Genomic DNA, 11,373 nt, shown 5'->3' on the forward strand with positions numbered 1-11,373 from the left:
TCCCCGCCCGGCTCAAACACGGACGTAGACGATGGCATACGCTGCCGCTCGATCCGAAGGACAAGGACAACTGCTCAGTGACATCTCTTAAAGTCAGTAACCCGAAAGGTATTTTGATCGCAGCGCTGATAGCCACCGGCCTGGTCGGGACTTATCTGTACGCCAGTCAGGGCAACAGCATCCCCGATACCGTGATGATGACAACTCGCGCTACGGGGGGTAGTGAGCCAACGTTCGATGCCACGAAGTGGTTTCGTAATGGCATGTATGTGCCCCAGGAACTCGACGGCAAGTTGAATCCGTACATCATGACTCGCAGCAAGCCATTTGTTTTCACCGCCAAGGACAATGAATTTCTGATCCAGGCGGCCATTGAGGCGCTGGAGGATGTTCGACCTGAAGTGGATACTCAGCCTGTCTGGAATACATGGCCGGTGCTGACCCGGCGTGTGCGTTACAACTACAGCTTCTTCAGTGCCCCGGATAAGCCGGCGGATCTTTACAATCTTTATCTGCAGGTGAGCTATCGCAAGTTTGTCATCGGCGTTCAGCTCGACGGAGATGAAGGCAACCTCACCTATGACGGTGAAGTGACCGAGGTCAACGGCGTAGACCCAGAGCAGGAAGCACATATCAAAGTCTTCGAAGAAATGGATGACGCCGGCACTCGCTGAGCCCTGAAACGACGAATCCCGCCATATGGGCGGGATTCGCACGCAGCCAGAGAGGCTCCCGAGAGCGGGAGCCGTCGTCTTACGCCGGGAACAGCTCGGACAGTTTCATGGCCAGCATCATGTCGCCTTCAGCGCGCAGTTTGCCGCCCATGAACGCTTGCATGCCGTCGGTTTCGCCGCTGACGATGCCTTCCAGGGTTTCGCCGTCCATCACCAGAGTGACCTGGGCGTCCGGGTTCTCGCCTTCTTGCAGCTCGCAGGTGCCGTCTTTGACGATCAACGAGAAGTTCTTGGTGTCGTCGATGCGGAAACCGAATACCAGGTCCAGACCGGCAGCAGCGGCTGGGTTGAACTTGGCTTTCATTGCTTGTACGGCATCAGCTACGGAGGTCATGGTTCGATCCTTTCTTGGGTAATTAGAGCTGGGTGATTACAGCCAGGGTCACAATAGTCCGGACTCAGCGAAACGTGATGAGTTCCGGGGCCTTCAGCAGTTGCAGGTGCGTATGACTGTTGAAGGAAGCCAGGGCCACCTCGCGACCACGAAACTTGAGCAGGTTGAGCGAGGTGTTGACGATTTGCCAGTTCAGTTCAAAGGCCTGCCTGGCAGGCATTTGCGTAATGAGGTGGAGCAGGGCGGTGATGGTGCCGCCGGAGGTGAACACGGCAATTTTCTGGGTGTTGTCGGCGTGTTCGAGCAGCCGTTGCAGGCCGGCCTGCACACGTTCGACGAAGCCCAGCCAGCTTTCCAGGCCCGGTGTGTCATAGGTGCCGGCGAGCCAGCGCTCGATGATCAGGGCGAAGATGCGCTGGAACTCGGCACGGTTTTGCGCGGCGTTGCGCAGGATATCCAGCGCTTCGGGCTCGTCTTCCAGCATGGCCGGCAGCAGGGCACGGATCACCGCGTCGGCGTCGAATTCGTTGAACGCGGAATCGATTTCCAGCGTCGGCACCGGCAAACCGACGGCGGTGAGCTGTTCCAGCGCGCTGCAGGCGGTATGTTGCTGGCGGCGCAGGTCGCCCGACAGGCAGCGATCGAAGCGGACACCGAGTTCGGCCAGGTGCTGGCCGAGGACTTCTGCCTGACGAATACCGGTCGGCGACAGAACGTCATAGTCGTCTGCACCAAAGGAGGCCTGGCCATGTCGAATCAAGTAGATGCTGCCCACGTCCGCGTCATCCCGGTACGTTGAAGGTTTGGCGAGGTTATGAGGATGACGGTGAGCTGTCAATGAAAAAACATACGCTTGTTTGAAATGCCCGTTACAGGCCTGTTGCCAGAGGTTTCACGGCTGGTCGTCGGGCCGGTGCATGGGTATGCTGGAGGTATCCCGCGCGTGTTTATGCCGCGCATCGTCTTGAAGGAGTCCCTGTGGAGCTTTTGTCCGAGTACGCCATTTTTCTGGCCAAGACCGTGACCCTGGTAATCGCCATTCTGGTGGTCCTGGCCAGTTTTGCGGCGTTGCGCAGCAAAGGCCGGCGCAAGTCGACCGGCCAGTTGCAAGTCAGCAAACTCAATGATTTCTACAAAGGGCTACGCGAGCGCCTGGAGCAAACCTTGCTCGACAAGGATCAGCTCAAGGCCCTGCGCAAGTCCCAGGCGAAAACCGAGAAAAAGCAAAAGAAGAAACCCGAGGCCAAGCCGCGGGTGTTCGTGCTGGATTTCGACGGCGACATCAAGGCGTCGGCCACTGAAAACCTGCGCCACGAAATCACCGCGCTGCTGACCCTCGCCACGCCAAAGGACGAAGTGGTGTTGCGCCTGGAAAGTGGCGGCGGCATGGTTCACAGCTATGGCCTGGCATCCTCGCAACTTGCGCGGATCCGTGAAGCCGGTGTGCCGTTGACCGTGTGCATCGACAAGGTCGCGGCCAGCGGCGGCTACATGATGGCGTGCATCGGCGAGAAGATTATCAGCGCACCGTTCGCGATCCTCGGCTCGATCGGCGTGGTGGCACAGTTGCCGAACGTCAATCGCCTGCTGAAAAAACACGACATCGACTTCGAAGTACTGACGGCCGGCGAGTACAAGCGCACCCTGACGGTGTTTGGCGAAAACACCGAGAAGGGCCGCGAGAAGTTCCAGGAAGAGCTGGACATCACTCATCAGTTGTTCAAGAACTTCGTTTCCCGCTATCGCCCGCAACTGGCCATCGACGAAGTGGCCACCGGTGAAATCTGGCTCGGTGTTTCGGCACTCGACAAGCAACTGGTGGACGAGCTCAAGACCAGCGACGAATACCTTGCCGAACGGGCCAAACAGTCTGAGCTCTATCATCTGCATTACACCGAACGTAAAAGCCTGCAGGAACGCATCGGCATCGCGGCCAGCGGTTCGATCGATCGCGTTTTACTGAGCTGGTGGAGCCGCTTGACCCAACAACGCTTCTGGTAAAAACCCGACGAAACCGGGCTTTACCTAATGCCAGTCAATCAAGGTGCGAAACCTGTGGGAGCGGGCTTGCTCGCGAAGGCGGTGTGTCAGACGACTTCAATGTTGACTGGGCCATTGCTTTCGAGAGCAAGCCCGCTCCCACATGGACTGCCTGGTTTCGTCGTTTTGGGCGGTTCTTTTCTGTCTTTATCGGAGAATTTTCCTCGCGGTTTCGGGGACCTTTCCGGCTTCCTACCCATCCATGCCGGTTTACTGTAGACGTCCTCGACTGACTGCAATGGACTGCACCATGAGTGACTCAACGCTTAACCAGATGAACCTCCCGGAACCGGTTCCGGCTCCGGGAATGCGCGACGAACTGCGCGCTGTCGTAGACACTGCGCGGCCGCAAACACCGGGTCAGTTTGGCGCGGATCTGTTCAAGGACAAATGGGGACGGGACATCGATCCGCACACGGCTTTGTTGGTTACCCTCGACTACAACTACAAAGGACATCCTGCACAGAACGGCATCCATCAAGGCCAGGTGGCCGATTCCCGGACATTGCTGCAGGCGCTGCTCGGCGATTACCAAACGGTGGGGGACGGACGCTTCGGCGAAACCGCCTTTGGCTTGTACACCCCACCCGACATCGGTCCGTCCGTGCGTATCGTCGAGCATGTCGACGAGTTCGCTAATCACGGCAGCGGCAACCACCAGACCTATGAAGGGGTCTATCGCCAGACCGTTCCGCAAACCTATGGGCCACTCACGCAAATTCCCCTGAAACCCGCCGACTTCAAGCAATGGGTCTGGACGCTGGAGCTCAAGGATTTGTACCAGGCCTATCTTGAGCGAGCATGGCCCTCGGATGAGGCGATCATGGCCGCCAAGTCCTACCCGCTGAGGACTTCGGTCAAAGCCGCATTTGTCATGAGTGCCTGGTTGCAACGCCATGAAAACAGCCTTAGCCAGCAAGGCCTGGAGCTGGCCCTGCAGGCGGCGGGACTGCCATCGCATCAAGCCTGGGGCACGCTGACCCTCAAGCAGTTGCAGGCACCGACCCGGATGCCTTCCTCGATCATGGTCGGGCGCCTTGAGCTTTATCGCTATACGGCGACGGACATCTGGACCTGGCGCGAACGCTCCGGCTCAAGGATTTTGTTATACATCCCCGGCAATTCATCGCCGTTGCATGAGTTCATCGATGCTGCACATTTGCAGCGCTGGATCGTGGCGCAGGGCAAGGGCGATGACACGAAGCGGGCGCTGGCGAGTCACTTTGCCGAGGCGGATCGCGAGGATGGCACCTTCCACGCCGGCGTGTTGACGGCGCTGGAAGGCATGGTGGTCTACCCGAATAAACACCGGCTGACTAAAACGGCCGGCCTGTTTAACGACGATGGCTACTGGGACCCTGCTCAATACGTTGGTTTCGAGCAGCCTTCCTCACTCATCGATCCTTTCGCCCAATTGGTGCTGACCATGAAGCGCGCGGCTCAGGCCAGCGTTGACAGCATTCGTGACGACGCGCAGGTCAACCGGGACAACTTGAGTGCAGTCGTCGAACCGATCGTGCAATGGGTCAACCGTTTCGGTCCGTTGGCGTTGTTTGTTCCGGGGGGCGAGGGGCTGCTGGCACTGGCCGGGCTGATCGATGCCGGTTATGGCCTGGACCAGGCGGTCAACGGCGAGACGTCGACACAACGCTCGGAGGGGGTGACTCGCACAGTGTTCGGTTTGCTTAATGCGCTGCCATTGGCAGCAGCAGGCGCGGCGCATGGGGTCGAAGGTGCCGAGGCCGCGAATCCGCTCGAGAGAGGGCGTGAGCCCATCGATGCAGGTCAGGAACCGGTTGGCAAATCTGTTCCCGATCTGCCTGTAAACGCACCTCCGGCGCCATTGCCCGCCGAAGCGATGAGTCGCCGGGAGTTGCTTCGGGGAATCGGTTCGTCGGTAGCTGGCTTCAGTGACGAAACGCTGGCACAGATCGGCAAAATCAGTGCCGTCGACAACGACATGCTGCGGGTGATGCACACGGGGCGTCCGCCCACGCCGTTGCTCGGCGACACCATCAGCCGCTTTCGGATCGACCAGGATCTTGAACACCTCGCCGATGGCGAACGCACAGCGCTGTTCAACAGCCGCTACCAGGCCTTGCAGCAGTCGGATAATGCCTGGGTCGGCTTGTTTCAACGGCAATATCCCGACCTGCCAAAAAGCGCCGTGGAGCAAATGCTCGACCGTTATGGCGTGGACCTCCAGTCATCGCCTGACATGGTGGAGGCAAAGAGACTGTTCAGTCGCCTCGACAGCAAAGCCCGCCAGTACCAGCAGCATGTGCGCTTGAATCGTGCCTATGAGGGGCTTTATCTGCGCTCGATGAGAAATCCCGAGTCGGACACGCTGGCGTTGCATTCACTGCCAAACCTGCCCGGTTGGCCGAAGGGCCTGCGTATCGACGTGCTCGATGCATCTCTCAATGGGCGGGTGCTGGATCGTTGCGGCCCACTCGAATCCACCGATGTGCGACGCCTGATCAAAACCGCCAGTCAGCGCTACGAGGTGGTCAACGTTGCAAAACGTACGGATTTCCATGAGGCGGTACTCGGCGTTCTGTCCGATTCGGAGCGCGCTGCTTTGCTGTTGCCCGCAGTGGACCCGGTTGGCGCCTTGAAGGGTTACATCGGCGAGCGGGCGTTGTCCCGTTCCGAGCTGATGACCGGGCTGGGCAGGATGGACACCGGTTTGCCCTTCGAAACGCAAGGGTTGCGCGGCGGCGGTTTCCCGACGACAGCCCAGGCCGAAGCGCTGACGCAGCAGATGATGCGGCTACAGCTTCAGGATATTTATCCGGATTTCAGCAATGCCGAGGCCGATGAGCTTTTGCAGCGGGTGGGCGCCGGTGCACAGGCGCACATTGATGGTCTGAAACAGCAATTGCAGCAACTGAACGCCGACCTGAGCGCCTGGATCGACCAGGTTGCCCAAGACATCGACGACATGGATATCCCTGTTCTGACCGCCGACGATGAGGCGGCGCAGGGAATGAACGCCCGGCAGATTGCGATCCATAACGCCGAACAGGTGCAAGCGGTGATGGCGACCGAGCAGGACACCAGGAGCGAGCTTGCCGTCGAACTGGTTTCCATATGGCAAAAGCGCGCGCTTCAGGGCAATCGGATTTACGCCGGTGGTCAGTTAGTGGGATATAGAATGGACATGGCGTTCGAGGACTACCATCGCTTGCCTGCGCTCAACGTCAGGTTCAACGAAGTGATCGAGTTGTCGATGCGACGTATTCAGGTGACCGAACGTGAGAGCCTGAATGACTTTCTCGAGAGCTTTCCAAACCTGCGGATGCTCAATCTGGAAGGGGTCGACCTGAGTGCGTTTCAGGTCCTCAACGCTGAAGATCAGCTAATCAGGGCGTTACCACCGTCGATGGCACGATTGCACGACCTGACCTCACTGAATTTACGTTTCTGTGACCTGACCTTCAATGACCGCGCCGCTTCCCAATTGAGTGGCATGATCCGGCTACAAGACCTGGATCTGAGTGACAACCCGCTTGATGTCCCGCCGTTGCTCCTGGGAATGACTGATTTGCGTCGGCTGAACCTGAGAAACAGCGGCATTACCACGTGCCCGATCGGGATCATGGATCAGCCGTACCTGACTTCGCTCGACCTGCGCGACAACCGCATAGCCCGAATACCCCAGGCCGTCATCAATCAAGCCATTGCCCGAGGGCGGGTACAAATGGGCGGCAACCCGTTGACGGATGAAGACACACTGTGGCGGTTGATAGACCACCGTGAGCGAACCGGTATCAACCTGTGGTTGAGCGAACCGCATGCCGACTACGGCGAGCCCGAAGCCTGGCTGCGGGACATCGAAGAACAGCAGCGGGACGCGCGACTGGCGATCTGGCAGCGTCTGGCCGCCAAACCCTCTGGCACACGTTTCTTGCGAGTCATGGATGGCGTAAGCCTTACGCCGGATTTCCTGGTCAACTACGAGGAAATTCAGGCACGCGCCTGGCGACTGTTGAGTGAGGCAGACGCTTCGGATGAGTTATGGACCCGCTTGAGTCGTGACGTCGAACTGGCCGAAGACGATGCAGACAATCCAATGGCGATTTTCACGTCACTGGAAAACCGGGCGAGGCTATATGGGGACTGGGTGGCGATGGGGCGGCCGTTTCCAATGGAGGTGGATTGACCCCGGTAGCGTCAAGCCTTGAGCCCGGCAATGCGGGCTCAAGGCATCACGATCAACGGCGACGGAACAGCGGCAGCGGTTCATCGGTGGCGGCCTGATAGGTCACCGAGAAGTCCTGGAGACTTTCCAGGGCTTCGTACGGGTCTTTATCGGCGCGCAAGGCAAAGGCGTCGAAACCGCAGCGATGCATGTAGAACAGCTGGTCGCGCAGTACATCGCCAATCGCCCGCAGTTCGCCTTTGAAACCATAACGGTCACGCAGCAGGCGGGCGTTGGAGTAGTTGCGGCCGTCGGTGAAGGCCGGGAAGTTCAGGGCGATGATCTGGAAGTTCGCCACGTCGTCACCGATTTCTTCAGCTTCTTCGTCGGCATCCAGCCACACACCCAGGCCGCCATCGCGGGCCTTGAGCATACGGCTGTGTTCACGCCACAGTTGCAGCGGGACGATCAGGTCGTCGCAGTTGCTGATCTCGTCGATGTTGAAATCTTTCGGCAGCAAGTGCCAGGTTTCGTCGACGACTTCGTTGTTCTTAATTATTCGCTGCATAGACGCGCTCCTTGAAGAGGTCGATGCCGATACGCTGATAAGTGTCGATGAAGCGCTCGTCTTCGGTACGTTGTTCGATGTACACGTCGATCAGCTTCTCGATCACATCAGGCATGGCTTCCTGGGCGAAGGACGGGCCGAGGATCTTGCCCAGGCTCGCATCGCGACTGGCGCTGCCACCCAGGGACACCTGGTAGAACTCTTCGCCTTTCTTGTCCACGCCGAGAATGCCGATGTGGCCGACGTGGTGGTGACCACAGGCGTTCATGCAGCCGGAGATGTTCAGGTCCAGCTCGCCGATGTCGAACAGGTAGTCCAGATCGTCGAAACGGCGCTGGATGGATTCGGCGATCGGGATCGACTTGGCGTTGGCCAGGGAACAGAAGTCGCCGCCCGGGCAGCAGATGATGTCGGTCAGCAAGCCGATGTTCGGCGTGGCGAAACCTTGCTCGCGCAACTCGCCCCACATGGCGAACAACTGGCTCTGCTCGACATCGGCCAGAATGATGTTCTGCTCGTGGGAGGTGCGCAACTGACCGAAGCTGTAACGGTCGGCGAGGTCGGCAACGGCATCGAGCTGCTTGTCGGTGATGTCGCCCGGCGCAACGCCGGTCGGTTTCAGGGACAGGGTGACTGCCACATAACCCGGCTTCTTGTGGGCCAGGGTGTTGCGGATGCGCCAGCGGGCGAAACCCGGGTGCTGTTTGTCGAGCTCGGCCAGTTCGGCTGTCTGGTTTTCCAGAGCCTTGTAGTCCGGATCGACAAAGTGTTTGGCCACGCGATGCACTTCGGCGTCGGTCAGCGTGGTCTGGCCACCGCGAAGGTGTTCCATTTCCGCGTCGACTTTTTGCGCGAACACTTCAGGTGTCAGGGCCTTGACCAGAATTTTGATCCGCGCCTTGTACTTGTTGTCGCGACGGCCGTAGCGGTTGTAGACCCGCAGAATGGCGTCGAGGTAGCTCAACAGGTCCTGCCACGGCAGGAACTCGTTGATGAACGCGCCCACCACCGGTGTACGGCCCAGACCGCCACCGACCAGCACACGGAAACCCAGCTCGCCCGCAGCGTTGTGCACCGGCTCAAGGCCGATGTCATGGACTTCGATGGCCGCACGGTCGGACGTCGAACCGTTGATGGCGATTTTGAATTTACGCGGCAGGTAGGCGAATTCCGGGTGGAAGGTGGTCCACTGACGGACGATTTCGCACCATGGACGCGGGTCGATCAACTCGTCGGCCGCGACACCGGCGAACTGGTCGGTGGTGACGTTGCGCAGGCAGTTGCCGCTGGTCTGGATCGCGTGCATCTGCACGGTCGCCAGCTCCGCCAGGATGTCCGGGATGTCTTCCAGGGCCGGCCAGTTGAACTGTACGTTCTGCCGGGTACTGATGTGGGCGTAGCCCTTGTCATAGTCGCGGGCAATTTTGGCCATCATTCGCGTCTGGCGCGACGTGAGTTGGCCATAAGGCACCGCCACCCGCAGCATCGGGGCAAAGCGCTGGATGTAAAGGCCATTTTGCAGGCGCAGGGGGCGGAATTCTTCTTCGCTCAGCTCGCCTGCCAGATAGCGTCGGGTCTGATCACGGAACTGCTTGACGCGGTCCTCGATGATCCGCTGATCGTACTCGTCGTATACGTACATATAAGTCCTGTTCTCAGGCTTGGGCTGGTCGGATGCAGCTGCGTGATCGCTTGCTGTAATCCGATTCTGCCTCGGCAATTCTGCGCGCACGGCCGCGCACTCCCAACGGAGCCGACGCAAGATACCAGTTTGCAGTTATGCGCAAAAGTGATGTTTGAGTATATGCAAAGAACCAAAACGACTAATGAGAATCGTCGTGGTAAAGCCCTCATTTGTGGTGCGGGCAATCATCGTCTTAACTGTGCTCGAGTCTTTATGCAGTCACCGATAAAACCGACAAGAGGCGATGCAATGAGCAACCCAACCAAAGCAAGGAAAAGCGATAGCACGGTCGATGCCTGGGCGATTTTGTTCCTGATCATCCTGGTCGTGGGTACAGCAGTGTTCTGGGTCAGCCATCAATAAACGACCTCGTCCGGGCCCGGCGCCGACAATCGTCGGATAAATGCCGGAATAAGCGCCGTTTCAAGGGACTTCGCTGGCTATAATGCGCGGCGAATTTTCGGGGGCTCGGACGATTAAATGTTGAAGTTTTTCTGTGGTGTAGTGCTGGCGCTTGGTACGGTCCTGGGACCGTGCGCCCAGGCGGCGTCCGTATTGTTCCTCAATCCTGGGACCACCCAAGAGGTGTTCTGGGTCAGTTACTCGCAGTTCATGCAGGCCGCGGCCAAGAACCTTGGCATGGATTTGCACATCCAGTATTCCGAGCGAAACGCTGAAACCACGCTCAAGCAGGCCCGTGAAGCCCTGCAAGGGCCGAACCGGCCGGACTATCTGGTGTTCGTCAACGAACTGTATGTCGCGCCCGAAATCCTGCGTCTGGCTCAAGGCAGTGGCGTGAAGCTGTTTTTGGTCAACAACGCCCTGACCGCAGACCAGATGCGCCTGCTCGGCGCCCAGCCGGACAAGTATCCCGACTGGTTGGGCAGCCTGGTGCCCAACAATGAAGAGGGTGGCTACCTGATGCTCAAGGAGTTGATTCGTCTGCATCGCCCGGTCGCACCCGGCGAGGTCATTGATCTCGTGGCCTTTTCCGGCCTGAAGATCACGCCCGCCGCGCAACAGCGTGAGCAGGGCATGATGCGGGCATTGGCCGAACACCCTGAAGTGCGGTTGCGCCAGTTGGTCTATGGTGGCTGGACCCGTGAACGAGCTTACGAACAGGCCAGGTTATTGTTCAAGCGTTATCCGCAAACGTCGCTGGTCTGGTCGGCCAACGATGAAATGGCCTTTGGCGCCATGCAGGCCTACGCCGAAACGGGCGGCCAACCCGGCAAGGATGTACTGTTCAGCGCTATCAACAATTCACCGACCGCGTTACAGGCGCTGTTGGATGGGCGTTTGAGTGTGCTGTTGGGCGGGCACTTCACTCTGGGGGGGTGGGCCCTGGTGCAACTGCATGACTACGATCAGGGTGTGGACATCAGTCAGTATGGCGGGCGCGACCGGCAGATTCCGTTGTTGCAACTGATCGATCGGGCACAAGCCAAACGGTTGCTGGCGTTGAGTGCTACTCAGGATTATGGCGTGGATTTCCAGAAACTCTCGGCCAAGGGGCGGCCGACGTCGTATCGCTACCCGTTCAGCTTGCAAATCCTGATGCACTGATTGGCCTGGAAGCAGGCTCAGATCCCTGCCAGGTGCAGCACCAGTTTGACGATGCCGAACAGCGTCAGGGCGAACACCGCCGTGAACAGAATCCCCAGAATCACGAAGTGACTCGGTTTACCGTGGGTGAAGTCGCGCGCCCGGTTCTTGCCGCTCTGTACCCCGAAAGCCGCCGCCATGACACTGTGCAGCATCTGCCAGAAGGTGGGCGGCTTGTTGTTCGGATCGTCCATAAAAGCCTCTGACTGCGGTTTGATAGTGGTGTGATGAGGATAGTCAATGCCACGCTTGCAGGCAGTGAAT

At 58.9% G+C, this 11,373-nt stretch carries 9 protein-coding genes; 4 read left to right on the plus strand and 5 right to left on the minus strand.

All coding sequences use genetic code 11. The features are described from left to right. The first annotated feature begins 77 nt into the window (after window positions 1-77). Window positions 78-674, plus strand: a complete 597-nt coding sequence (locus LOY38_RS12310) for a hypothetical protein (protein WP_258700240.1) — start codon at window positions 78-80, stop codon at window positions 672-674. 79 nt (window positions 675-753) lie between these two features. On the opposite strand, the gene LOY38_RS12315 is transcribed toward LOY38_RS12310, so the two are convergent. Next, window positions 754-1,068: an SCP2 sterol-binding domain-containing protein gene (locus LOY38_RS12315; RefSeq protein ID WP_258700241.1), complete on the minus strand. Its 315-nt coding sequence runs from the start codon at window positions 1,066-1,068 to the stop codon at window positions 754-756. A gap of 64 nt (window positions 1,069-1,132) precedes the next feature. Then, window positions 1,133-1,843, minus strand: a complete 711-nt coding sequence (locus LOY38_RS12320; RefSeq protein WP_258700242.1) for a histidine phosphatase family protein — start codon at window positions 1,841-1,843, stop codon at window positions 1,133-1,135. A gap of 203 nt (window positions 1,844-2,046) precedes the next feature. Between LOY38_RS12320 and sohB the strand changes: the two genes are divergently transcribed. Together sohB and LOY38_RS12330 are read left to right on the plus strand one after the other, a co-directional pair. After that, complete coding sequence (gene sohB, locus LOY38_RS12325; protein ID WP_258700243.1) at window positions 2,047-3,069, plus strand: protease SohB; 1,023 nt, start codon at window positions 2,047-2,049, stop codon at window positions 3,067-3,069. Between the two features lie 289 nt (window positions 3,070-3,358). Beyond that, window positions 3,359-7,273 carry a leucine-rich repeat domain-containing protein gene (locus LOY38_RS12330; protein WP_258700244.1) on the plus strand — a complete coding sequence of 1,305 codons (3,915 nt, stop codon included), beginning with the start codon at window positions 3,359-3,361 and terminating at the stop codon, window positions 7,271-7,273. A 52-nt stretch (window positions 7,274-7,325) separates the two neighbouring features. Here the strand turns inward: LOY38_RS12330 and LOY38_RS12335 are convergent, their stop codons facing one another. Next, window positions 7,326-7,820 (minus strand): DUF934 domain-containing protein, encoded by a 495-nt coding sequence (locus tag LOY38_RS12335; RefSeq protein ID WP_258700245.1) that lies wholly within the window; start codon window positions 7,818-7,820, stop codon window positions 7,326-7,328. Further along, a complete protein-coding gene (locus LOY38_RS12340; protein ID WP_258700246.1) occupies window positions 7,804-9,462 on the minus strand; it encodes a nitrite/sulfite reductase in 1,659 nt (552 codons plus the stop codon). The genes LOY38_RS12335 and LOY38_RS12340 overlap by 17 nt, the downstream gene beginning before the upstream one ends. A 522-nt stretch (window positions 9,463-9,984) precedes the next feature. Here LOY38_RS12340 and LOY38_RS12345 point away from each other — a divergent pair. After that, entirely contained in the window at window positions 9,985-11,070 is a 1,086-nt protein-coding gene (locus LOY38_RS12345) for an ABC transporter substrate-binding protein (protein WP_258700247.1), read from the plus strand. Window positions 11,071-11,087: 17 nt separating this feature from the next. On the opposite strand, the gene LOY38_RS12350 is transcribed toward LOY38_RS12345, so the two are convergent. Then, a complete protein-coding gene (locus LOY38_RS12350; protein WP_258700248.1) occupies window positions 11,088-11,303 on the minus strand; it encodes a DUF2970 domain-containing protein in 216 nt (71 codons plus the stop codon). Between the last annotated feature and the right edge of the window lie 70 nt (window positions 11,304-11,373).

The organism is Pseudomonas sp. B21-015 (genome assembly GCF_024749285.1).
Lineage (GTDB): Bacteria > Pseudomonadota > Gammaproteobacteria > Pseudomonadales > Pseudomonadaceae > Aquipseudomonas.

Coding starts and splice junctions, on each gene's coding strand:
- LOY38_RS12315 (WP_258700241.1), bottom strand. CDS start 1,068: ATGACCTCCGTAGCTGATGCCGTACAAGCAATGAAAGCCAAGTTCAAC.
- LOY38_RS12330 (WP_258700244.1), top strand. CDS start 3,359: ATGAGTGACTCAACGCTTAACCAGATGAACCTCCCGGAACCGGTTCCG.
- LOY38_RS12335 (WP_258700245.1), bottom strand. CDS start 7,820: ATGCAGCGAATAATTAAGAACAACGAAGTCGTCGACGAAACCTGGCAC.
- LOY38_RS12340 (WP_258700246.1), bottom strand. CDS start 9,462: ATGTACGTATACGACGAGTACGATCAGCGGATCATCGAGGACCGCGTC.
- LOY38_RS12345 (WP_258700247.1), top strand. CDS start 9,985: ATGTTGAAGTTTTTCTGTGGTGTAGTGCTGGCGCTTGGTACGGTCCTG.
- LOY38_RS12350 (WP_258700248.1), bottom strand. CDS start 11,303: ATGGACGATCCGAACAACAAGCCGCCCACCTTCTGGCAGATGCTGCAC.